This is a genomic window from Hydrogenophaga sp. UC242_53, from assembly GCF_042696965.1.
Classification (GTDB): Bacteria; Pseudomonadota; Gammaproteobacteria; order Burkholderiales; family Burkholderiaceae_C; genus Hydrogenophaga.
Genome location: NZ_CP170552.1, coordinates 216,513 through 237,278, shown reverse-complemented (window position 1 = coordinate 237,278; position 20,766 = coordinate 216,513). Strand labels below are relative to the sequence as shown.

Below are 20,766 nucleotides of genomic sequence, written 5' to 3'. Positions count from 1 at the left end.
CACCACCGCGCGCCACCCTCAAGCGAGCGCCAGGACGACGACCACGCCCGCGACGGAGAGCAGGCCCAGCCACAGCACCGGCCCCACGGCCCCACCGGCGCCCAGCAGGCACACGGCCAGCGCCGCCCCCAGGCCGAGCAGGCCCACCGCCCGCCCCAGCCAGCGTGCGGCGCGCGAGGCGGGGCGCTTGCACAGCCGCTGGTGGTGGCGGTCCATGGCCAGCGCCAGGCCGGCGAAGCCGACGCAGGCCAGCGCCAACGCGAGCAGCGGCATCACGCGCCTACCCCCGTTCGCCGCGCCCGCCGGTGCAGGCGCCAGGCGATCCACGCGAAGGCGCTCCCCAGCGCCAGCGCGGTGAGATCGAATCCCGCCATCGCCCAGTCGCCCCGCGCCCAGGACGCACCGAGGTGCTGCCCGCCGGTGAGCGCGTTCAACACCGGCAACAGGCCCAGCGCCCCGGCGGCGAGCGCGCCTTGCTCCACCCAGGCGCGCGGTGGTGGCCGCAGGCAGGCGTGCAGCAGCGTGGCGCCCCAGGCGATGAAGAGGGCGTGCGCCTCCCAGCCGGCGCGGTCGGCCAGGTCGATCGGCAGCAGGCGGTTGGCCCAGAAGTAGGCGCCGATGGCCACGGGCAGGCCGAACACGGTTGCGCACGTTCAGCCGCTCCACCAGGCGCAGCCCACGGTGCGGCCGGCCCTGGTCGCGCTCCAGTTTCTGGCGCCGCTTCACCGTCCACAACACCAGCCCCGTGGCCACCATGGCGGTGCCGAGCAGGCCCGACAGCGCGTAGAGCCAGCGCAGCACGGGCCCGGCGAACAGGCCCTCGTGCAGGCCCAGCAGGCCTTCGGCCACGGTCAGCGTGCCACGACGGCTGGGCGCCCGGGTCTCCAGCAGGGCGCCGCTGGCGCCATCGAACACCATCACCTCCACGTTGCGCAGCGGGCCGGTGAGCACCGGTGCGATCTGCACGCGCGCGCTGGCATCGCCGGGGTGCAGCACCTCCACGGCCTGCACGCTGCCCAGGCCCCAGCGCTGTTCGGCCTGCGCCAGCATGGGCGCCACCGGGGCCAGGGGCGCGGGTGTGCCGGAGGGCGCGGCCGGGGCCTGCCAGGCGGTGAACTCGGCGAGGAACTGGCCCTGCCCCGCCGGGCCGGCGCCGTAGTGGGCCGACACCACCCAGGGCATCAAGGTCACGGCGAAGAAGATCAGCCCCGAGTAGGTGATCATGAATTGGAAGGGCAAGGTCATCACGCCCAGCACGTTGTGGGCATCGAGCCAGGAGCGCTGCCCCTTGCCCGCGCGGAAGGTGAAGAAGTCGGCGAAGAAGCGCTTGTGCGCGACCACGCCCGAGACGAGGGACACCAGCAGGAACACCGTGGCCGCGCCCACCAGCCACAGCGCCGCGCCCGCGGGCAGGTAGTGCAGCCGCCAGTGCATGCGGTAGAGCAGCTGCCCGCCGCCCGTCTCGCGCGGCGTCGCCAGGGGCTCGCCGCTGTCGGCATCCAGCGCCTGCTCTTCCATGTGGCCGTCGTGCGGCCACGAGGCCACCAGGTGCGGCGTGTCGCGGTGGCCGGGCAGCTGGATGGCCCAGCGCTCGGCACCGGCCTCGTGCGCGTTCAGGTAGCGCAGCGCCGCGTCGGCGGCCCGCGCGCTGTCGACCGGGGCGGGTGGCGGTGGCAGCTCCGGGCGCATCCAGCGGTCGATCTCGCTGTCGAAATAGCCGGCCGTGCCGGTGAGGAAGATGAAGTACAGCAGCGAGCCGAGCAGCAGGCCCGCCCAGGTGTGCACCCAGGACGTGCTCTGGCGGAAGCCACCCGTCATGGCCAGCGCCCCAGCGCCAGCAGCAGCGCACCGCAAGGCAGGCCCACCAGCGCGAGGCCGGCGCAGGCGCGCCAGGCGCTGCGCGCGGCGAAGCACCAGAGGATGGCCGCCACGTACACCGCGAAGCTCATCAGCAGGGCCAGCGCCACGGTGTCCACGCGGTCCAGGGGCAGCGCCTCCATCAGCGCCAGGGGGAGCCACTGGGCCAGCACGTAGCCACCCGCCACGCCGGCGAGCGCGCGCGCCGGGATCTGGTTCATCAGAACTTCACGCGCAGGTTCACACCGACGCTGCGGCGCGGTCCCATCTGCGCGTAGATGGGGGTGGCATCGCGGTCGATGAAGGTGTTGTAGCGCTCGTCGAACAGGTTCTCGGCGAACAGGCTGAGTTCCCAGTTGTCGTGCCGGTAACCGACGTGCGCGTTGGCGATGAAGCGCGAGTCGATGGGGTCCTGGGGCGCGATGCCGAAGCGGCCCACGTAACCCGCCATGTACTTGGCGTCGCCGCCGACGAAGAAGCCGTTGCGCAGCTGGTAGCGCCCGCCGAAGCCCAGGGTCCATTTGGGGGCTTCGGGGAAGGGCTGGCCCGACAGGTCGCCGTAGCTGGCGTGGTTGAATTCCTTGAACCGGGTGTGCAGGTAGCCCAGCGAGGCGGACACCGAGAAGCGCCGGTTGACCTGGAAGGCCGGTTCGATCTCGAAGCCCCAGGCCCGCGAGGAAGCGGCGTTCGAGGTCTCGCGGTAGGACTGGTTGTTCGGGTCGGGCCGGATCTCGATCTGCTGGTCCTTGTAGGTGGTGAAGAACAGGTTGGCGTTGAGCGTGAGCCGCTCGTCGAGGAAGCGGCCCTTGTAATAGAGCTCGTGGTTCTGCGCGGTCTCAGGCCCGTAGTACGCGGCCCGGCCGGTGTTGTAGTTGACGTAGAAGCCGCCGGTGCGAAAGCCCTCGGAGTACGTGGCGCCCAGCAGGTGCCCCGGCGCGAGCTGTTTTGGCCAGGCCGAGCTTGGGCACGAAGTTGGTCTCGCTGAAGTCGGCCCGGTTCTCGTACTGGTTGGGCACCGCGCCAAAGGGGTAGGACTCCGCGTTGCGTTGCACGGTCTTCTCGCGCAGGTAGTCCCAGCGGCCGCCCACGGTCACGCTCCAGGTGGGCACGAACTCGTGCGTGGCTTCGCCGAAGAGGGCCAGGTTGGTGGTCTTGCGGTTGAAGGTCTCGCCGAGTTGCAGGAAGGGCACGGCGATCGCGCCGAAGCGGGAGTCGTAGTTCTGGTGGCTGGCGAACACGCCGCCCACCCATTTCCAGCGGTCCCGCTCGTAATTCAGCCGCACTTCCTGCGTGAGCAGGGTGTCGTTGACCTTGCCGTCGATGCCGTCGAGCAGGCCCGGTGTGCCCTGGTCCACCGAGCGGCGGCGGGTGATGCCCTTGTGCAGGCCGGTCTGCGAGGTCAGCCGCAGCTCGGGCGACAGTTCATGCGTGATCTCCATGCCACCGTTGTGCACCTTGGTCTGGCGGAACTCGGCGTAGGTGGGGATGGCGTACCAGTCGCCGCGCTCGTCGTCGAGGTCGAAACCCGGGCCGACGCCGATCAGGCGCTCGTTCGGGCGGTCGTTGGAGTACGCGTAGCTGAGCATGGCGCGCGTGCTGCCCGAGGGCTGCAGCAGCAGTTTGGCGCGCAGGTTCTGGCTGATCTCGGTGCGCAGATCGTCGTAACCCGCGAACGCCTGGTAGCCGGGATAGGCCACCGTCGTGCGCCCGCGCTCGAAGGCGCCCGACAGGCGCAGCGCCGCGGTGTTGTCCACCAGCGGCGTGTTGAGCACGAAGGCCGTGCCGGTCTGGCGGTGGTTGCCCAGCGTGGCCGAGAGCTCGGCCTCCTTGTCGAAGACCGGGTCCTTGGTCTTGATGTAGACGGCACCGGCCGTGGCCGCGCGTCCGCTGAGCGTGGACTGCGGGCCGCGGTAGACCTCGACCTGCTGCGCATCCCAGAGGTTGCGGGCCCCGAAGCGCGAGCTGTAGCGGGCCTGCAGCACGCCATCGATGTAGATCGAGCCCATGGGCGCGCCGGAGGGCACGAAGCCTTCGGTGCTCATGCCCCGGATGACGAAGCCGGAGTTGAGGAAGGCGGCGTCCTCGACGTTGCCCAGGCGCCGCAGGGAGTCCTGGAGGTTGCGGATCTGGCCTTCCTCGATGTCCTCGGCGGTGACGATGCCGACGGACGCGCTGGAGGTGTCCAGGGTCTGGGTTTCGCGCGCGCCGTAGAGCTTGGCGGTCACGGTCACCTGGGGCAGTTCGGTCGCTTCGGTGGGTGCCTGGGCGTCCGGCGCCTGGGGTGCCGCGGCGGGTGCGGGCGCGCGGCGCAGGGAAAAACCGCCAGCCGCCTCGACCAGCTCGAACCCGCTGCCCGCCAGCAAGCGCGAGAAGCCCTCACGCGGGGTGTACTGGCCCTGCAGTCCCGGGCTGTTCAGGCCGGCGAGCTGGCGCGGGTCGAAGGACAGCGGCACGCCGGCCGTGGCCGCGAACTGGGCCAGCACATCGCTGAGCTTGCCGGGCGCGAGGGCGTAGCGCTGCCCCGCCACCGCTTCGGCGGCCCGCGCCGGGGCGGGCACCAGGGCCGCCATGCCGGCCAACCCCATCAGCGCGCAGCCGATGGCCAGGCTCAGCGCCCTGAACTCGAAGACCGGGGATGCGCCCCCATGGGGGCGGCGGGTGGGAGGGAAGACCATGCGGTGAACCTTTCATCGGGTGTGCGGACGCGGAGGGGAGCGCGTGAGCGACGCGCCTTTCAACCGGTACACCGGACGAGCCCGAAAAAGGTATCAGCGGGCCTGCACCGTGATCCAGTACGGCGTGGCGCGGGCGATGCGCAAGGGCAGGGTCTGCTCCAGCAAGGCCAGGCTGGCCGGCACGTCGCCGAGCGCGAAGGCGCCGGAGACGGGCAAGGCGGCAACGGCCGGGTCGCAGCGCAGCACACCTCGGTGGTGGCGCGCGAGCTCGGCGACCAACTCGCCCAGCGGCATGTCGCGCGCCAGCAGCATGCCTTTCTCCCACAGCGTGGCCGTCGCCTCCACGGCTTGCACCGGCTGCATGGCGTGGGCCGTGAACCGCATCTGCTCGCCCGCGCGCAGCAGGACCGCCTGGTCGGACTCGGCGGGGCGCACCTCGACCGCGCCGTCGAACACGGCCACGCGGGTGGCGTCGCCCAGGTGGCGCACCATGAAGCGGGTGCCCAGCGCGCGCACGCTGCCCTGGGCGGTGCGCACGGTGAAGGGCCGCGGCGTGGGCGAGGGGTCGCGGCCGGTGGTGATCAGGATCTCGCCGGCCAGCAGCGTCAGGCGGCGGCTCTCGGCGCCGAAGGCCAGGTTCACGGCACTGGCGGTGTTGAGCACCAGGCGGGTGCCGTCGGCCAGGTCGATCGAGCGCCGCTCGCCGACGCCGGTGCGCAGATCGGCGGTCCATTCCTGCCAGGGCGCCTCGCGCCAGCTCAACCAGGCCACGGGCGCGGCCAGGGCCAGCAGGCCCAGCAGGTGCCGGCGGCCCGGGCGGCCCAGGCGCGACAGGGTGTCGCGGCCCAGCCGGGGCGGCACCCGGCGAAAGGTCTCGAGCATGCTTTCGGCGCGCCGCCAGGCGGCTTCGTGCGCGGGGCTGCGCTCGCGCCAGCGCCCCAGCTCGGCCAGTTCGCGTTCGCCGGCCTCGCCGGCCTGCAGCAGCACCATCCAGCCGGCGGCCTCGTTCAGGATCGCCGGATCGATGTCGGTCGCGGACACGGCCATGGCGGGTCAGGCCAGCGCGAGGCAGCCCGCGAAGGCCACACGCATGTGCCGTTTGACGGTGATCAGCGAGGTGCCGAGCTGCGCCGCGATCTGGCCATAGGTCAGGCCATCGAGCTGGGCGAGCAGGAAGATATCGCGCGTGCGCGGCGGCAGGCTGCGCAGCATGGCGTCGATGCGGCACAGCGCTTCCAGGATCAGCAGCCGCGTCTCGGGCGAAGGGGTTTCGGGCTCGGGCAGGTGGGTCAGGGCCTGCAGGTAGGCGCGCTCCACGTCCTGGCGGCGCCAGTGGTCCACCACCAGGCCCTTGGCGATGTGGGTCAGCAGCGCGCGAGGCTGCTCGCCGAGCTTGCCCGGCCGCCAGCTCGACACCATGAGGCGCACGAAGGTGTCGTGCGCCAGGTCGGCGGCCACGAAGGAGTCGCCCAGCTTGCCGCGCAGCCAACCCTGGAGCCAGCCGTGGTGGTCCACATACAGGGTGGTGAGCTGTTGCTGCTCAAGCGCGATCTCGGGGGTTGCGCACGGTGCTTTCCTGCCGCTGGCAAGCAGGCGGCCCAATTGTCGGAATGAGAATTATTCCTAATATAGCAGCAAGAAACGTCGGTCGAGCGGCTCGGCGCGACGGGCGCGAATGGGCCCAGGCTAAGGCCCGGTCTCCCGCGCCAGCGCGCCCTGCAGTTGGGCCGCCAGCGCGGTGAGCGAGCCCGACAGCTCGCGCACCACGCGCGCCAGCGGCTCCTCGGTGGAGACGCTGAGGTTGAGCACGTGCACGCCCTCCACCGTGTTCAGCGGCATGGCCATCGCCACCACCTCGGGTTGCCAGGACGCCGCGCAGAAGCCCTGCTCGTGCACCTGCCGGATGGCCGCCAGGATGTCGGCCTGCACCTCGGGCCAGTGGCTGCCGCAGCGCCGCTGGAACACGCCGAACAAGGCCTTGCGCCGGCCGGCCGACACCGTGGACAGGTAGGCCCGGCCGAGCGAGGTGAGTTCCATCGGCACCCGCTGCCCCGAGACCACGTTGCGCAGCGCCACGCGGCGGTTGTAGCGGATGGATTCGAGGTACACCATCTCGTCGTGGTCGGGCGCTGCCAGGCCCACGTTGACGCGCTGGCTTTCGGCCAGCGCGCGCATGCGCGGCGCGGCCACCGCGAGCACCTGGGAACCGGCCCGCATGGCGTGCGCGAAGCTCAGCACCGGCGGCGCGAGCCGGTAGGCGCGGCGCCGGCGGTCGTGCTGCAGCAGGCCCGCGCCCACCAGGGTCTGCGTGAGGCGGCTGATGGTGGAGGGCGACAGGCCCGTGCGCTCCGCGAGGTCGCCGTTGCCCAGCCAGCTCGAGCCAGGGCGGAACGCCCGCAGGATCAGGATGCCGCGCTCCAGCGAACGGTTGGTGGGCGAGCTGCCGAAGCTGTCCTCGGACGGGGTCGGAACGGGGGTGGTCTTCATGTTCGTGATTCCACTGCTTGGAATTGGAGGGGTGCGGCCGGGAAGCATCGAACGTAGCATGCTTCCCTGAGAAAAACACCGTTTTCCCCATGGCCCTACCGGAGACAACCATGCCCCTTTCCCGTCGAACCGCCGTCGCGCGGATCAGCCTCTTCTTCGTGTCGGCGGCGCTCGCCACCACCGCCGCGCTGGCCCAGTTCCCCGACAAACCGATCCGCCTCGTCGTGCCCTTCGCGCCCGGCGGCGGCACCGACCTGATCGCGCGCACCCTGGGCCTGGGCATGTCCAAGGAGCTGGGCCAGACGGTGGTGATCGAGAACAAGCCCGGCGCGGGCACCATCATCGGCACCGACCTCGTGCGCCAAGAGCCCGGCCGACGGCTACACGCTGGTGATCTCCACCTTCGCCCACGCGGTCAACCCCAGCCTGATGCCCAAGCTGCCCTACGACAACGACAAGGCCTTCGCGCCGGTGATCCTGATCGGCAAGGGCCCCAACGTGCTGGTGGTGCGCGCCGAGAGCCCGTACAAGTCCGTCAAGGACGTGCTGGACGCGGCCCGCGCCAACCCGGGCAAGCTCAACTACGCCTCGCAGGGCAACGGCACCTCGGCCCACCTGGCCGGCGAGATGTTCGACAACCTCGCCAAGGTGCAGATGAAGCACATCCCCTACCGCGGCGCGGGCCCGGCGCTCACCGACCTGATGGGCGGCCAGGTGGACATGATCTTCGGCACCGCCACCGCCGTGTCCTCGGGCCTGGAGAGCGGCAAGCTGCGCGCGCTGGGCGTGACCGGCGCCGAGCGCTCGGCGGTGCTCAAGAACGTGCCGGCCATCGCGGAGACCATTCCCGGCTACGTGATGGAGAGCTGGTACGGCCTGTACGCGCCCGCCGGCACGCCGCCCGACGTGATCGCCAAGCTCAACGCCGCCGCGAAGAAGGCCGTGCGCACCGACGAGTTCCGCAAGAAGGTCGAGCAGGAAGGCCTGGTGATCAGCGCCGGGGCGCCGGCCGAGCTGGAGACCTATGTGCGCGCCGAAGAAGCGCGCTGGCGCAAGATCGTCAAAGAAAACAACATCACCTCGAACTGACCTCCCCTCTCTCTGGAACCCACCATGTCCACGCCTCCCCTGATCGATCTGCAGGTTGACACCGGCATCGCCACGCTCACGCTGAACCGGCCCGACAAACGCAACGCCATGAGCGACGCCATGCGCGCGGAGTTCATCCACGCGCTGGAGCAGGTCGCGGCCGACAAGGCCATCCGCGCGCTGGTGCTCACCGGCGCCGGCAAGGGCTTCTGCGCGGGCGGCGACGTGGCCGGCATGGAAAAGCGCATGAACGCCCCGGCTGGCGAGGTGGGTTTCAACGGCTGGCACCGGCAGCAGCGCGTGCACCACACGCAGATGCTGCTGCACACCATGCCCAAGCCGGTGATCGCGGCCGTGAACGGCGCGGCCTCCGGTCTGGGCGCCGACACCGCCCTCGCCTGCGATTTCGTCATCGCCAGCGAATGGGCCAGCTTCACTTGGTCGTACATCCACCGCGGCATCGTGCCCGACGGCGGCGGCATGTACTTCCTGCCGCGCCGCGTGGGCCTGTCCACCGCGAAGCAGCTGATCTTCACCGGCCGCAAGGTGGACGCCGACGAGGCGCTCTCGCTCGGCATCGTGGACCGCAAGACCTCGGCGGAGCGGCTGCTGGCCGACGCCCAGGCCTGGGCGCGCGAACTCAGCCAGGGTTCGGCCACCGCGCTCGCGCTGAGCAAGACCATCCTGAACCAGACCTTCGAGTTGCCGGCGCAGCAGGTCTTCGCCCAGGGCAGCCAGGCCCAGGGCATCTGCTACACCAGCACCGAGCACCGCGACTCGGTGATGGCCTTCCTGAACAAAGCCGCGCCCCAGGCATGAACCCCGTGACCCCCATCTCCCGGCTGCTGCAGCCGCGCAGCGTCGCCGTCATCGGCGCCTCGGCCGACGCGGGCAAAACCGCCGGCCGCCCGGTGGCCTACCTGCGCAAGCACGGCTTCACCGGCGACATCTACCCGATCAACCCGCGCGCCGAGCACATCGACGGCCTGCGCTGCTACCCCGACGTGGCCTCGCTGCCGGCCGTGCCCGACGTGGGCATCGTGCTGCTCGGCGCCGAGCGCGCGCACAAGGCCGTGTCGGACCTGTCCGCGCGCGGCACGGCCGCCGCCATCGTGCTGGCCAGCGGCTACACCGAGACCGGCGAAGAAGGCGCGCGCCGCCAGGCGCAGCTGCGCGAGGCCGCGGGCAGCATGCGCCTGCTCGGCCCGAACACCATCGGCCTGGTCAACCTCACCGACAACATCGTGCTCTCGGCCAGCGGCGCGCTGGAGATGGACCACTTCCCGGCGGGCCCGGTGGGCGTGGTCTCGCAAAGCGGCGGCATCCTGGGCGCGCTGCTCTCGCGCGCGGCGGCGCGCGGCATCGGCCTGTCCAAGCTGATCTCCACCAGCAACGAGGTGGACCTGGACCTCGCCGATTTCGTGGACCACCTGGCCGACGACGAGGCCACGCGGGTCATCGCGCTGTACGTGGAAAGCGTGCGCCACCCCGAACGCTTCCGCCAGGCCGCGCTGAAGGCCGCGCGCGCGGGCAAGCCGGTGGTGGCGTTCAAGATCGGCCGCTCCGAGGCCGGCGCCCAGGCAGCCGTCTCGCACACCGGCGCGCTCGCCGGCGCCGACCGCATGTACGACGCGCTGTTCAAGGAAGTGGGTGTGATCCGCGCGCAGACCTTCAGCGACCTGCTGGACATTCCGGTGGCGCTGTCCACCGGCCGCGTGCTGCGCGGCCCGCGCGCTGGCGGTCCTCACCTCCACCGGCGGCGCCGGCACGCTGGTGTCGGACAGCTACGGCGTCTCCGGTCTCGAGACCCCACCGCCCGACGAGGCCACCGCCGCGAAACTGCGCGCGCTGCAGACCGGCGAGCAGGCCGCGCTGGACCGCAACCCGATCGACGTGACGCTGGCCGGCCTGCAGCCCGAGCTGCTGCGCGGCGCCATCCGCGCCCTGCTGGAGAGCCCGAGCTACGACGCGCTGACCATCATCGTGGGCTCGTCCAGCCTGGCCATGCCCGAGCTGATGGCCAATGCGATCCAGGACTGCCTGCCGCTGAGCGACAAACCCGTGATCGCCTACGTGAGCCCGCACGCGCCGCAGGTGGCCGCCTTGCTGACGCAGCGCGGCGTGCCGGCCTTCGCCGACGCCGAGAGCTGCAGCGTGGCCCTCAACAGCATGCTGCAGACCCGCCGCTGGAGCGAACACGCCGCCGCGCCGCTGGGCGCGCCGGTGGCGGTGCACGACATCGGCAGCGGCTCGCTGAACGAGGCCGAGTGCAAGCAGCTGTTCACGCGCTTCGGCATTCCCTGCACCACCGAGACCGTGGTGGGCAGCCCCGCCGAAGCCGAGCGGGCCGCGCGCGCGCTGGGCGAGCGCGTGGTGCTGAAGATCCTCACGGGCGAGATCACGCACAAGAGCGACGTGGGCGGCGTGGCCGTCAACGTCACGCCCGAACAGATCGGCGCGCGCCTGACCCGCATGGCCGACGAGGTGCGGGCCAAGGCCGGGGTGGCGCCCACGCGGTTCCTGGTGCAGGAGATGGTGTCGGGCGGCACCGAGCTCATCCTCGGCATGCACCGCGATGCGCTGGGCACGGCCATCCTGCTGGGCATGGGCGGCATCACCGCCGAGCTGTTCAAGGACACCACGCTGCGCATGCTGCCCCCACAAGGCGGCCTGAGCCGCGAGGTGGCGCACGGGATGCTGCGCGAGCTCCAGACCTGGCCCCTGCTCGACGGTTACCGGGGTCGGCCCAAGGCCGACGTCGAGGCCCTGGTCTCGGCCATCGTCGCGTTCTCGCAGATGACCGCGCAGCTCGGCGAGCGGCTGATCGAGGCCGAGATCAACCCGGTGTTCGTGCTGCCCGAAGGCCAGGGCGTGAAGGCCGCCGACGGCGTGGTGGTGCTCGCGCATGCGGACTGACCCGGCGCTGATCGACAGCTTGTCGGCGCGGGCCCGCACTGAGCGCGTGGCCTGGGCCGGCGGCCAGGTCTGCTGGCGCGGCTTCGGCAGCGGCAGCCCGGTGGTGCTGGTGCACGGCGGCCACGGCAGCTGGCTGCACTGGGTGCGCAACATCGAGGCTCTTGCCGCCGAGCACACCGTGTGGGCGGTGAACCTGCCCGGCTTCGGCGATTCGGATCCGCCCGAGGGCGAAGGCCTGGCCGCGCTGCTGGCCCCCACGCTGTCCACGCTGGACGCCCTGATCGGCCCCGGCACGCCGGTGCAGCTGGTGGGTTTTTCGTTCGGCGGCCTGGTCGCCGCGCACCTGGCCGCGCAGCGGCCCCAGGTGCGGCGCCTGGCCTTGCTGGGCACGGGCGGCCACCAGGGGCCGCGCCGCCCCAAGGGCGAGCTGGTCAACTGGAAACCGGCCTGGCGCGCGGGCGACGCGGCGGCGGTGGAACACGCCATGCGCCACAACCTCGCCATGCACATGCTCAGCGGGCCGGCCGACGGCATCGACCCGCTCGCGCTGCGCGTGCACACCGAGGCCTGCGTGCGCACACGGTTCCGCAGCAAGGAGATATCGCGCGCCGGCGGCCTCGCCGGCGTGTTGGCGGCCTATGCCGGGCCGACCCTGCTGGCCTGGGGCGAACACGATGTGACGGCCGAGCCGGCCACCGTCGCGTCCCTGTTGGCCGCCCCGTTGCCCGAGGCCCGCACCCGCATCGTGGACGGGGCCGGGCACTGGGTGCAGTACGAGCGGGCCGACGCGATCAACCCGCTGCTGCTGGGCTGGCTGCGGGACTGACCCCGTCGGTCAGGCGGCCTTGCGCATAGGCCAGGATGTTGTCGAAGGCGATGCCGAAGTAGCGCTCGTAGTTGTCCTTCTCCACGTAGCCGATGTGTGGCGTGCACAGCACGTTCGGCAGGCGCAGCAGGGGGTGGTTCGCGCCCAGCACCGGCTCTTCTTCGTAGACGTCGACCGCGGCGAAACCCGGCCGGCCTTGCGCCAGGGCATGCGCCAGCGCGCCGCGCGCGATCAGCTCGGCGCGGCTGGTGTTGACCAGCAGCGCCGTGGGCTTCATGCGCGCGAGGTCCTCGGCCGTCACGATGCCCACGGTGTCGGCGTAGAGCCGCACGTGCAGGCTGATCACATCGCTCTGCGCGAAGAAGGCTTCGCGCGAGGGCGCCACCTCGAAGCCGTCGGCGCGCGCGGCGGCGGTCGAGGTTTCGCGGCCCCACACCCAGACCTGCATGCCGAAGGCGCGGCCGTAGCCCGCCACCTGCCGGCCGATGCGGCCGTAGCTCCAGACGCCCAGGCGCTGGCCGCTGAGCTGCTGGCCCAGATGCCCTTGCCATTGCCCATCGCGCAACCGGTTGGCTTCGCTCACCAAGTGGCGCCGGCTGGCCAGCGCCAGGGTCCAGGCGATCTCGGCCGTGGCCGAGCCCGCGCCGCTGCCCTCGGCCACCCGCACGCCGCGCGCGGTGCACGCGGCCAGGTCCACATGGCCCGCGAGCTTGCCGGTCTGGCTGATCAGGCGCAGCCTGGGCAGGCGGTCGAGCAGGGCGGCGTCGATGCGCGTGCGCTCGCGCGTGAGCACGATGGCCTCGGCGTCGGCGAAGCGCGCCGCCAGGGCGTCCGTGCCCTTCACCGAGTCGTTGAAGATGCGCACCTCGTGGCCGGCGAGCTTGGCGAAACAGTCCAGGTGCCGCACGCAGTCCTGGTAGTCGTCGGGAATCGCAATGATCATGGACTTACTGCAGGGTGATCTGAAGCTGGTCGACGGTGCGCTTCCACATGGCAAGGTCCTTGCGCACGATCTCGGTGTAGTCCTCGGGCGGCATGCCGCCGGCCTCGATGCCGTAGTTCTGGAACAGCTCGCGGATCTCGGTCGATGCCAGCGCCTTCTTCACCTCGGTGTAGAGCGCCTGCACGATGGGCGCGGGCGTGCCGCTGCGCGCGAACAGGCCGTACCAGCCGTGCACGTTGAAGCCGGGGTAGCCCTGCTCGGCCACGGTGGGCACGTCGGGCAGGCCGGCGAAGCGGTTGGCCGGGGCCACGGCCAGCGCGCGCAGCTTGCCGGTCTTGATCTGCGCCAGCGCCGAACTCATGTCGAGGAACATGAACTGGATCTGGCCGCCCAGCAGGTCCTGCACCGCCGGGGCCGCGCCGCGGTAGGGCACGTGCGTGACCTTGATGTCGGCGCGCTGCGCGAACAGCGCGGCGCCGAGGTGGGCCGAGGTGCCGTTGCCCGAGGAGCCGTAGTTGACGCTGCCCGGCGCGGCCTTGGCGATCGCCCACCAGGGCCTGCAGGTCCTTGGCCGGGAAATCGGGCCGCACCACCAGCGCGTGCGGGATGTAGCCCACCACCGTCAGCGGCGCGAAGTCGCGCAGCGTGTCGAACGGGTAGTTGGGCATGAGCGCGGGGTTGGTCACCGCGAGGATGGACGGAAACACCAGCGTGTAGCCGTCGGCCGGGCCGCGCGCCACCTCGCCCATGGCGATCACGCCACCGCCACCGGGCTTGTTCTCGACGATCACCGGCTGCCCCAGCGAGGTCGAGAGGTTCTTGCCGACGGCGCGCGCCATCAGGTCGGTCGGGCCGCCGGCCGCGAACGGCACCAGGATGCGGATCGGCTTGTTCGGGAAAGCCTGTGACTGCGCCAGCGCGGGTGCCGCGAACGGCAGGACCAGGCTGGCGCCGAGCGCGGCGTTGAAGCGGCGGCGCGACAAGGGGGGTTGGGTGGTCATCGGTCGGTGTCTCCAGGTCTAGGTATGGGAAGGCGGCACGGCGTGGCCGTGGCACCTCCGCGCAGCTTAGGTCGCCTGATCGCACCGCGCACCACCCCAATTCCAAGGAGTGGAATTCAGGGGTATGCCGCGATGCGGAACACCTGCCGCAGGTAGGCGAGGAAGGTCTCGTCGTCGCAGAGGGTCTTGCCCGGCGAGTCCGAGAGCTTGGCAACGGGCTGCCCGTTGCAGCTCACCAGCTTCATCACGATGTTCAGGGTCGGCAGGCCCATGTCGTTGGTGAGGTTGGTGCCGATGCCGAAGCCGGTCTGGATGCGGTCGGCGAAGTGCTCGTAGAGGCCGATCGCGGTCGGCAGGTCCAGGCCGTCGGAGAACACCAGCCGCTTGGTGTGCGCATTGATCTTCAGGCGCTCGTAATGCGCCAGCGCCTTCTCGCCCCAGGCCACCGGATCGCCCGAGTCGTGGCGCAGGCCGTCGAAGAGCTTGGCGAAGTAGAGGTCGAAGTCGGCGAGGAAGGCGTCCATGCCCACCACATCGGTCAGGGCCACGCCAAGGTCGCCGCGGTACTCCTGCACCCAGGCCTCCAGCGCCGCCTTCTGAAAGCCCTTGAGCTGCACGCCCACGGCCTGGAAGGTCTGCAGGTACTCGTGCGCCATGGTGCCGATCGGCACCAGGCCGTACTTCTTCGCCAGGTACACGTTGGAGGTGCCCTTGAAGAACTCGGGCACCTCTTTCGCGAACGTGGCCACCACCTCTTCCTGCCAGGCGGCCGAGAAGCGGCGGCGCACGCCGAAGTCGAAGAACTCGAACGGGTTCTGGCGCCGGGCGCCGACGGTGCGCAGCAGGGCGATCTTCTCGCGCAGGCGCCGGCGGCCTTCGCTCAGCACCTCGGGCGTGCGCCAGGCGCCGGAAGTAGATCTCGTTGACGATGCCAGCACGAAGATCTCGAAGAACATCACGTGGATCTGAGGCCCCTGGGCCACGATGACCAGGTGATCGCTCTCGGCGGCCACGGTCACGTAGCGGTGCTGGAGCTGGAAGATGCGCAGGAAGTCGATGAAGTCGGACTTCATGTAGCGCAGGCCGCCCAGGTACTGCAGCTCCTCTTCGGTGAAGCGCAGGGTGCACAGGTGCGCCAGCTGGCGCTCGACCTCCTCCCGGATCTCACTCAAGGGGTAGCCGGGTTCGTTGCGGCACACGAAGCGGTACTCCGCCTGGTTGGCCGGCATCGAGTGCAGCATGGGCTGCAGCATCGTGAACTTGTAAAGGTCGGTGCCCAGCAGCGAGGTCACGACGGGCGAGAAGTTCATGGTGCTTTCCTTGTCTTGGTCTGAAGTCAGCAAATCCGCGCGGCGAACTCGTCCACGCCCAGCACCAGGCTGCCGGCGGCCCGCGCGCGCTCGAAAAGGCCGTCCGCCAGTGTCTCGAAGCCGGGCACCGGGCTCATGCAGTCGCGCAGCAACACCACCTGGGGCGCGAAAGCCGGCGCGCTGGCGAGGAAGCGCATGAACTGGTCGTAGCTGGCGGCCACGCAGTGGCTCGACGCCTGCCCCGCGAACGCGACGAAGTCGGCCCCACTGGCCACCGAGGCGGCCAGCGCGCGGTTGAACTGGGTGCCCGGCACCGAGGCCACCGGGGCGTCGGCCTCGAAGACGCCGAAATGCTCGGTCAGCGGGTACTCGCCCTTGAGCACCTTGGCCACCGCGCGCTGGTGGGCCATCTCCCAGGCGGCGAGGCTGTCGGCGAGGTCGCTCTGGATGTTGTGGCCCCAGGTGGCCGTGACGCAGTGCACCGGCCACACCACCATGCCGGCCTTGCCCGCGGCGGCCAGTTGATTCAGCATCGCCATCACCTGGCCGGTGAGGCGGGCATCGCGCGGCCGGTGCTCGCCGGCCGCCACGCTCGCGGCCGTGATGAAGGTGAACGGCGCCACGGCCTCACCCTCGCGCGTCAGCCAGAAGCTGGTGCGCTCGACCGCGACGCTGGCGTGCGAATCCAGCGTCACCGTGATGTCGCTGAGGCGAGCCGACTGAGCGTCGATGAAGCGGGCCAGGCGGCGCAGGTCGTCACGGGCGCCGGCCACCGGGAGCGCCGCGCCCTCGATGTCGCAGAAGTCGTTCTGGGGATCAATGATCAGGAGCTTGGTTCGCATGTCCATCCGTCCTTGGTGGGTGTCGATGGCCCCAGTATACCTACTTTGATTTTTTTTGCATCTTAGTCTTTCTGATTCAGGACATTTGCCGATGAATGGATCCATACACCTATTCGGTGCGTTCTGAATCTAAGCAGTAGAATCCGGAAAAAATTCCCCACCATGGCCATCATCCTCACCGTCGACGCCGTGCTCCTGACCCTGGTCCAGGGCGAGCTGGAAGTCGCCCTGTTCAAGCGCGACGCCGAGCCCTTCAAGGGGCTCTGGGCCCTGCCCGGGGGCTACGTGCACGAGGACAAGGACGACCACGCCGGCGCGGCGGCGGCGCGCGTGCTCAAGCGCAAGGCGGGTGTCGTGAGCCCCTACCTCGAAGAGTACGGCACCTTCTCCGGCCCCGGCCGCGATCCACGGGGCTGGTCGCTCACCGTCGTCTACTACGCCCTGGTGCCGCCCAGCGTGCTGGGCGACACGGTCCAGCGGTTCCCGGTGGGCAGGCTGCCCGCCCTGCCCTTCGACCATGCGCAGATCATCGCCGGCGTGGTGGCGCGCGTGCGCAACAAGGCGGCCTACTCGTCGCTGCCGGCGTTCCTCTGCGGCGATCAATTCACCGTGCCCGAACTCCACGCGGTGTACGAGGCGGTGCTGGCGCAGCCCTTGAACCTGCCCAACTTCCGGCGCAAGCTCGATGACCTGGGCATCCTGGAAGAAGTGCCCGGCGCGACCAAGCTCGGCGGCCGCAACCGCCCGGCCCAGCTGTACCGGCTCAAGAAACAATTCCGTTCCGCGCTGAGCGTGCGCGAGCGCGGCCTCTGACACCGACCACCACCACCCCATGACCCCAAGTCCCCTGCACCTGCGACTCGCCACCCGCCACAACGGCACCCGAGACGGTGAACTCATGCTGGTCAGCCCGTCCGGCCAACAGTGGGTGCCCGCCGGCCGCGACCTGCCCACGCTGCAGGCCCTGCTGGACGTCTGGGATGCCCAGGCCCCGGGCCTGGAGCAGCGCCGCCTCGCCCTGGAAGCCGAGGGCTGGCGCGGTGCCGAGCGCATCGACCCGACCCATTGCATGGCGCCATTGCCCCGGGCCTACCAGTGGGCCGACGCCTCCGTCTACCGCAACCACGCGCGCCTGATCTACCAATGGCGCAAGGAGCCCATCCCGCCGCGTTACGACATCGAACCCCTGGTGTACCAGGGCGGTTCGGACGTGATGCTCGGCCCCGTGGAGCCCATCGTCGCACCGATGCCGCCCACCTGGTGGACCTGGAGGCCGAGGTCGCGGTGATCACGAAGGATGTGCCCATGGGCACCACCGCCGAACAGGCCGCCGATCGCATCGCGCTGGTGGTGCTGCTCAACGACGTGTCGCTGCGCGGCCTGATCCCGGGCGAACTCGCGAAGGGCTTCGGCTTCTACCAGAGCAAGCCGGCCACCAGCTTCGCCCCCATCGCGGTCACCCCCGCCGCGCTGGGCGAGGCCTGGAAGGACCACATGTTCGACGGGCGCGTGCGCATCGAGCTCAATGGCGAGCGCTTTGGCGAGCCCCATGCCAACAGCGAGGTGGTGTTCAACTTCGCGCAGATCATCGCCCACCTGGCGCGCACCCGCAGCCTGGTGGCGGGCAGCATCGTGGGCGCGGGCACGGTCAGCAACGCCGACCCCGATTCGGGCAGCGCCTGCATCACCGAAGCCCGCGTGCGCGCGCAGCTGCAAGGCGAGCCCGAGGACCGGCTGCCGCCCTACCTTCAGCACGGCGACCGCGTGCGCATCCTGGCCGGCGGCCCGCAGGGCGAGGCCTTGTTCGGGGCCATCGACCAGGTGGTGGAGATCCGTTCGCGCTGACTCACAGCGCTTCGAGGCGCTTCGCGGTGTCCCGCATGTGGGCCAGGTAACGGTCCTTCATTTCCCGCACCGTCGTGAGGGCCGACCCCGGTCCGTCACTGCTTGATCCCTTCGACCTGCAGCACCAGCCTCACACTGTCGGGAAAGCGCGGGATGCCGAACTCGATGCCCCAGGCGCTGCGGTTGATGGTGGCCTCGAAATCGCCGCCGCAGACCTCGCGCTTGAGCATGCCGTTCATGTAGCAGGTGAAGCGCAAGGCCTTGAGCTTGACGGGATGGGTCTTGCCCACCAGGGTGAGCTGGCCGTTGACTTCCACCACCTTGTCGCCGTTGAAGACGAACTGGTCCGCCACGAAGCGGGCCGTCGGGTGCTGCTCCACATCGAAGAAGTCCTTGGACTGCAGCTGCTTGTTGAACGGGGCCACGCCGGTGTTGATCGAGCTCATGTCCAGCGTCAGGCTGACGCTGCCCGTCTTGCCCTGCGGATCGAACTCGACGACCCCCTCCTTCTTGTCGAAGCGGCCGCGGTTGGTCGAGATGATGTGGTCGATCTCGAACATGACGTGGGTGTGCAGCGGATCGAGCTGGTAGGTGGCCGATTGGGCCGACGCGCAGGCCGATGCGGCGAGCAGCAGAGACAACAGTTTCTTCATGGTGGTTACCGGAGGGTTAAAGCGCCGCCATGCCGGACAGCGCGAGTTTGAAATTCACCTGCACTTCGTTGGCGACCAGGGAGGTGTCCGACCAGTCCCCATCGCCGACTTTGAATTCGAGCCGCTTGACCGTGAAGGCGCCGGTGGCGATGGTCATGGCGCCGCTTCGCGCCAGCGCCACCGGGATGCGCACGGCCCTGGCCGTTCCCTTGATGCTCAGCTGGCCGGCCAGTTCGTACCGGCCCGGGCCCACGGCCTGGATGGCCACGGAATCCAGGCTGGCCTGCGGAAACTTCGCGGCGTGCAGCCAGTCGCTCTTGACCGCCTCGGCGTCGGTCTCCGCCGAACCGAAGCGCGCGCTGCCGGTGTCGATGCGCAGCGCGACCTTGCCGGCCTCGGGTTTCTTGGGGTCGAAGTGGACTTGGCCGCTGAACTTCGTGAAGCGCCCCGCCACGGGCACGCCCATCTGGCGGAAGGTGAAGGCGATCTCGCTCTGCGCCGGCTCCAGGGTCTGGGCCATCGCCACACTGGCGCCCGACAGGACGAAGGCGGCGATGCCGATGCGAAGGCGGTTGTTCATGCCTGGTTCTTTCCAGCCGTTCGCGGAAGCATGCGCGACAGCAGGCCGTCCTTGTGAATGAATTGGTGTTGCACCACGGCCGCCAGGTGCAGCGCGATGGCCGCCCCGAGCGCCAGCGCCAGGCCGGCGTGAACGGACTTCAAGTCCTCCGCCAGCGCCTTGTCGGGCGCCACCAGATCGGGCAGGGGCAGGACGCCGAACACGACCACGGGAAACCCGGACGCGGAGCTGTAGACCCAGCCCGCCAGCGGCTCGGCGAAGAACAGCGCGTACATCAGGCCGTGCGAGCAATGGGCGGCACGGCGCTGCCAGGGTGGCATGGGCAGGTCCGCCGGCGGGCGGTGCGTGGCGCGCCACGCCAGGCGGACGACGGAGAGCACCAGGATGGTGATGCCCAGCCACTTGTGCCAGTTGTAGAGCTTGAGCCGGGCCGGCGACATCGGCAGGCCGGTCATGTAAACGCCCAGGGCGATGGCCGCCAGGATCAGCAGCGCAGCCAGCCAGTGAATCGCGATCGCGGTCGAAGAGTATTTGAGGTTCGGCGTCATCGGGTGCATCCCATGGGCCGATCCTAGGTCGGGGTGTCGATACGTTCAAATACTCGTTTTGTATTCCCAGCAATACCTTTCGCGTATCAACCAGAGGGCAGTACGAACCGGTACGCATCCTGGAACGGCATCGCCCGGCCCAGGTCGGCCGGGTCGTAACCCGGCAACTGCGCGAGCGTGGCCCGAAAGCCGGGGTCGCGCAGGGCGGACAGCACCGCCTGCATCGCGGGCGCGGTCATCACGTCGTCGCGGCACAGCAGGAAATAGCGCTCGGTGGCGATGGGCACGAAGTCGAGCTTGAAGTGCCGCGCCGGGGGTTCGAGCCCGAAGCCCACATCGGCCATGCCGCTGGCCACATAGGCGGCGACGGCGGCGTGCGTGTACTCGCCCTGCTCGAAACCGGCAATGCGTGTGGGGGCGATGCCCTGCGCCTTGAGCAAACCCTCCAGCAGCAGGCGCGTGCCCGATCCGGGCTGGCGGTTGATGAAGCGCACGGGGGCGCGCGTGAGGTCGGCCAGCGCGTAGAGCTCGCGCGGGTTGCCGGGCCGCACCATCAGGCCCTGGCGGCGCGTGGCGATGTCCACCAGCGTGAGGTCCAGGCCTTGCAGCCAGGGCTGGTAGTGCGCCAGCGCCATGGCCTCCATCGGCCCGATGGGCAGGTGAAAACCGGCCACGTCGCACGCGCCTTCGCGCAGCGCGGCGGCCGCCGCGGCACTGCTCGCATACGAGAAGCTGAGCTTCAGGCCGTCCTGCGCCAGCCGGTCGATCAGCCGCTCGATGGCAAAGCCGTGGCTGGCCTGGATGCGCAAGGCCGCGGGCGCTTCGCTCAGGGCGCCGCGCAGTTCCTCGGCGAGTTCGGAAGACAGCGTCTCCAGCGCGGGCCGCAGCCGGGCGTGGATGCGCTTGTCGGCCCAGACGATGCGCGCGCCCAGCTCGGTCAGCGTCGAGCCCTTGCCGCGCTCCATCACGAGCAAGGGGGTCCCGAACTGCTGTTCGCCTTCGCGCACCACGTCCCACGCGCGGCGGTAGGACATGCCCAGCCCGCGCGCGGCGTTCAGCAGGCTGCCCTGCTCGGCCACGAGCACCAGCAACTCGATCAGGCGCGCCGGCAGGGGCGGGCCATCGGGCTCCTGGATGGTCCAGACGGGGCGGATGGAGACCTGTTTCATGCGCTTATGTGAGGCGGTGCTTATG

20 protein-coding genes and 3 pseudogenes are annotated in these 20,766 nt (G+C 70.3%); 7 read left to right on the top strand and 16 right to left on the bottom strand.

The features are described 5' to 3' along the window. Window positions 1-18 precede the first annotated feature (18 nt). The 7 genes from ACFJI0_RS01225 to ACFJI0_RS01195 all read right to left on the bottom strand — a co-directional run bounded on the left by ACFJI0_RS01225 (window position 19) and on the right by ACFJI0_RS01195 (window position 7,019). Window positions 19-1,818 carry a DUF3325 family protein gene (locus tag ACFJI0_RS01225; RefSeq protein WP_382323159.1) on the bottom strand — a complete coding sequence of 600 codons (1,800 nt, stop codon included), beginning with the start codon at window positions 1,816-1,818 and terminating at the stop codon, window positions 19-21. Continuing rightward, window positions 1,815-2,078, bottom strand: coding sequence for a DUF3649 domain-containing protein (locus tag ACFJI0_RS01220; RefSeq protein WP_382162083.1), 264 nt, complete (start codon window positions 2,076-2,078; stop codon window positions 1,815-1,817). The genes ACFJI0_RS01225 and ACFJI0_RS01220 overlap by 4 nt, the downstream gene beginning before the upstream one ends. Next, window positions 2,078-2,779: a TonB-dependent receptor domain-containing protein gene (locus ACFJI0_RS01215; RefSeq protein WP_382325869.1), complete on the bottom strand. Its 702-nt coding sequence runs from the start codon at window positions 2,777-2,779 to the stop codon at window positions 2,078-2,080. Before ACFJI0_RS01215 ends, ACFJI0_RS01220 begins: the two co-directional genes overlap by 1 nt. Then, window positions 2,694-4,532 carry a TonB-dependent receptor domain-containing protein gene (locus tag ACFJI0_RS01210; protein WP_382323158.1) on the bottom strand — a complete coding sequence of 613 codons (1,839 nt, stop codon included), beginning with the start codon at window positions 4,530-4,532 and terminating at the stop codon, window positions 2,694-2,696. Before ACFJI0_RS01210 ends, ACFJI0_RS01215 begins: the two co-directional genes overlap by 86 nt. Window positions 4,533-4,625: 93 nt before the next feature. Beyond that, window positions 4,626-5,579 (bottom strand): FecR domain-containing protein, encoded by a 954-nt coding sequence (locus ACFJI0_RS01205; protein ID WP_382323157.1) that lies wholly within the window; start codon window positions 5,577-5,579, stop codon window positions 4,626-4,628. Between the two features lie 6 nt (window positions 5,580-5,585). Beyond that, on the bottom strand, window positions 5,586-6,125 hold the full coding sequence (locus tag ACFJI0_RS01200) for a sigma-70 family RNA polymerase sigma factor (RefSeq protein ID WP_382325867.1): 540 nt from the start codon (window positions 6,123-6,125) through the stop codon (window positions 5,586-5,588). Window positions 6,126-6,218: 93 nt separating this feature from the next. Continuing rightward, window positions 6,219-7,019 carry an IclR family transcriptional regulator gene (locus ACFJI0_RS01195; RefSeq protein ID WP_382323156.1) on the bottom strand — a complete coding sequence of 267 codons (801 nt, stop codon included), beginning with the start codon at window positions 7,017-7,019 and terminating at the stop codon, window positions 6,219-6,221. A 110-nt stretch (window positions 7,020-7,129) separates the two neighbouring features. On the opposite strand from ACFJI0_RS01195, the pseudogene ACFJI0_RS01190 reads away from it, so the two are divergent. From ACFJI0_RS01190 to ACFJI0_RS01175, 4 genes and pseudogenes are all read left to right on the top strand, one after another. Continuing rightward, window positions 7,130-8,108 (top strand): annotated as a pseudogene (locus tag ACFJI0_RS01190) (tripartite tricarboxylate transporter substrate binding protein). Window positions 8,109-8,132: 24 nt separating this feature from the next. Continuing rightward, the gene (locus ACFJI0_RS01185; RefSeq protein ID WP_382323155.1) at window positions 8,133-8,927 is read left to right on the top strand and encodes an enoyl-CoA hydratase/isomerase family protein; all 795 of its coding nucleotides are present in this window, start codon (window positions 8,133-8,135) and stop codon (window positions 8,925-8,927) included. Beyond that, window positions 8,924-11,024 (top strand): annotated as a pseudogene (locus ACFJI0_RS01180) (acetate--CoA ligase family protein). The gene ACFJI0_RS01185 and the pseudogene ACFJI0_RS01180 overlap by 4 nt, the downstream one beginning before the upstream one ends. Beyond that, window positions 11,014-11,850 carry an alpha/beta fold hydrolase gene (locus tag ACFJI0_RS01175; RefSeq protein WP_382323154.1) on the top strand — a complete coding sequence of 279 codons (837 nt, stop codon included), beginning with the start codon at window positions 11,014-11,016 and terminating at the stop codon, window positions 11,848-11,850. The pseudogene ACFJI0_RS01180 and the gene ACFJI0_RS01175 overlap by 11 nt, the downstream one beginning before the upstream one ends. On the opposite strand, the gene ACFJI0_RS01170 is transcribed toward ACFJI0_RS01175, so the two are convergent. The 5 genes and pseudogenes from ACFJI0_RS01170 to ACFJI0_RS01150 all read right to left on the bottom strand — a co-directional run bounded on the left by ACFJI0_RS01170 (window position 11,816) and on the right by ACFJI0_RS01150 (window position 15,946). Continuing rightward, entirely contained in the window at window positions 11,816-12,793 is a 978-nt protein-coding gene (locus ACFJI0_RS01170) for a D-2-hydroxyacid dehydrogenase family protein (protein WP_382323153.1), read from the bottom strand. The two genes, ACFJI0_RS01175 and ACFJI0_RS01170, sit on opposite strands and share 35 nt — an antisense overlap. Before the next feature lie 4 nt (window positions 12,794-12,797). Then, window positions 12,798-13,337: a tripartite tricarboxylate transporter substrate binding protein gene (locus ACFJI0_RS01165; protein WP_382325865.1), complete on the bottom strand. Its 540-nt coding sequence runs from the start codon at window positions 13,335-13,337 to the stop codon at window positions 12,798-12,800. Window positions 13,338-13,407: 70 nt separating this feature from the next. Beyond that, window positions 13,408-13,632: pseudogene (locus tag ACFJI0_RS01160) on the bottom strand (tripartite tricarboxylate transporter substrate-binding protein); the annotation flags it as partial. A 278-nt stretch (window positions 13,633-13,910) separates the two neighbouring features. Continuing rightward, a complete protein-coding gene (pncB, locus tag ACFJI0_RS01155) occupies window positions 13,911-15,104 on the bottom strand; it encodes a nicotinate phosphoribosyltransferase (RefSeq protein ID WP_382323152.1) in 1,194 nt (397 codons plus the stop codon). 26 nt (window positions 15,105-15,130) lie between these two features. Beyond that, window positions 15,131-15,946, bottom strand: a complete 816-nt coding sequence (locus tag ACFJI0_RS01150; RefSeq protein WP_382323151.1) for a cysteine hydrolase — start codon at window positions 15,944-15,946, stop codon at window positions 15,131-15,133. Window positions 15,947-16,108: 162 nt separating this feature from the next. Here ACFJI0_RS01150 and ACFJI0_RS01145 point away from each other — a divergent pair, with 162 nt between their 5' ends. The 3 genes from ACFJI0_RS01145 to ACFJI0_RS01135 are packed head-to-tail and all read left to right on the top strand — an operon-like array spanning window position 16,109 to window position 17,791. Continuing rightward, the gene (locus ACFJI0_RS01145; RefSeq protein ID WP_382323150.1) at window positions 16,109-16,759 is read left to right on the top strand and encodes an NUDIX domain-containing protein; all 651 of its coding nucleotides are present in this window, start codon (window positions 16,109-16,111) and stop codon (window positions 16,757-16,759) included. 19 nt (window positions 16,760-16,778) lie between these two features. Continuing rightward, a complete protein-coding gene (locus ACFJI0_RS01140; RefSeq protein ID WP_382323149.1) occupies window positions 16,779-17,234 on the top strand; it encodes a hypothetical protein in 456 nt (151 codons plus the stop codon). Further along, window positions 17,207-17,791 carry a fumarylacetoacetate hydrolase family protein gene (locus ACFJI0_RS01135; RefSeq protein ID WP_382323148.1) on the top strand — a complete coding sequence of 195 codons (585 nt, stop codon included), beginning with the start codon at window positions 17,207-17,209 and terminating at the stop codon, window positions 17,789-17,791. Before ACFJI0_RS01140 ends, ACFJI0_RS01135 begins: the two co-directional genes overlap by 28 nt. 95 nt (window positions 17,792-17,886) lie before the next feature. Here ACFJI0_RS01135 and ACFJI0_RS01130 read toward each other — a convergent pair whose 3' ends face one another. The 4 genes from ACFJI0_RS01130 to ACFJI0_RS01115 all read right to left on the bottom strand — a co-directional run bounded on the left by ACFJI0_RS01130 (window position 17,887) and on the right by ACFJI0_RS01115 (window position 20,741). Beyond that, the gene (locus ACFJI0_RS01130; RefSeq protein ID WP_382323147.1) at window positions 17,887-18,444 is read right to left on the bottom strand and encodes a YceI family protein; all 558 of its coding nucleotides are present in this window, start codon (window positions 18,442-18,444) and stop codon (window positions 17,887-17,889) included. 16 nt (window positions 18,445-18,460) lie between these two features. Then, window positions 18,461-19,024, bottom strand: a complete 564-nt coding sequence (locus ACFJI0_RS01125) for a YceI family protein (RefSeq protein ID WP_382323146.1) — start codon at window positions 19,022-19,024, stop codon at window positions 18,461-18,463. After that, window positions 19,021-19,572, bottom strand: a complete 552-nt coding sequence (locus ACFJI0_RS01120; protein ID WP_382323145.1) for a cytochrome b — start codon at window positions 19,570-19,572, stop codon at window positions 19,021-19,023. The genes ACFJI0_RS01125 and ACFJI0_RS01120 overlap by 4 nt, the downstream gene beginning before the upstream one ends. Window positions 19,573-19,658: 86 nt before the next feature. Continuing rightward, window positions 19,659-20,741: a substrate-binding domain-containing protein gene (locus tag ACFJI0_RS01115; protein WP_382323144.1), complete on the bottom strand. Its 1,083-nt coding sequence runs from the start codon at window positions 20,739-20,741 to the stop codon at window positions 19,659-19,661. Window positions 20,742-20,766: the final 25 nt, after the last annotated feature.

What these genes read in the sequence shown, in the direction of transcription:
- ACFJI0_RS01195 (WP_382323156.1), bottom strand. Translation starts at nt 7,019, where the DNA reads ATGAAGACCACCCCCGTTCCGACCCCGTCCGAGGACAGCTTCGGCAGC.
- ACFJI0_RS01220 (WP_382162083.1), bottom strand. Translation starts at nt 2,078, where the DNA reads ATGAACCAGATCCCGGCGCGCGCGCTCGCCGGCGTGGCGGGTGGCTAC.
- ACFJI0_RS01170 (WP_382323153.1), bottom strand. Translation starts at nt 12,793, where the DNA reads ATGATCATTGCGATTCCCGACGACTACCAGGACTGCGTGCGGCACCTG.
- ACFJI0_RS01115 (WP_382323144.1), bottom strand. Translation starts at nt 20,741, where the DNA reads ATGAAACAGGTCTCCATCCGCCCCGTCTGGACCATCCAGGAGCCCGAT.
- ACFJI0_RS01125 (WP_382323146.1), bottom strand. Translation starts at nt 19,024, where the DNA reads ATGAACAACCGCCTTCGCATCGGCATCGCCGCCTTCGTCCTGTCGGGC.
- ACFJI0_RS01205 (WP_382323157.1), bottom strand. Translation starts at nt 5,579, where the DNA reads ATGGCCGTGTCCGCGACCGACATCGATCCGGCGATCCTGAACGAGGCC.
- ACFJI0_RS01210 (WP_382323158.1), bottom strand. Translation starts at nt 4,532, where the DNA reads ATGGTCTTCCCTCCCACCCGCCGCCCCCATGGGGGCGCATCCCCGGTC.
- ACFJI0_RS01150 (WP_382323151.1), bottom strand. Translation starts at nt 15,946, where the DNA reads ATGCGAACCAAGCTCCTGATCATTGATCCCCAGAACGACTTCTGCGAC.
- ACFJI0_RS01185 (WP_382323155.1), top strand. Translation starts at nt 8,133, where the DNA reads ATGTCCACGCCTCCCCTGATCGATCTGCAGGTTGACACCGGCATCGCC.
- ACFJI0_RS01130 (WP_382323147.1), bottom strand. Translation starts at nt 18,444, where the DNA reads ATGAAGAAACTGTTGTCTCTGCTGCTCGCCGCATCGGCCTGCGCGTCG.
- ACFJI0_RS01120 (WP_382323145.1), bottom strand. Translation starts at nt 19,572, where the DNA reads ATGACGCCGAACCTCAAATACTCTTCGACCGCGATCGCGATTCACTGG.
- ACFJI0_RS01140 (WP_382323149.1), top strand. Translation starts at nt 16,779, where the DNA reads ATGACCCCAAGTCCCCTGCACCTGCGACTCGCCACCCGCCACAACGGC.
- ACFJI0_RS01145 (WP_382323150.1), top strand. Translation starts at nt 16,109, where the DNA reads ATGGCCATCATCCTCACCGTCGACGCCGTGCTCCTGACCCTGGTCCAG.
- pncB (WP_382323152.1), bottom strand. Translation starts at nt 15,104, where the DNA reads ATGAACTTCTCGCCCGTCGTGACCTCGCTGCTGGGCACCGACCTTTAC.
- ACFJI0_RS01225 (WP_382323159.1), bottom strand. Translation starts at nt 1,818, where the DNA reads ATGACGGGTGGCTTCCGCCAGAGCACGTCCTGGGTGCACACCTGGGCG.
- ACFJI0_RS01175 (WP_382323154.1), top strand. Translation starts at nt 11,014, where the DNA reads ATGCGGACTGACCCGGCGCTGATCGACAGCTTGTCGGCGCGGGCCCGC.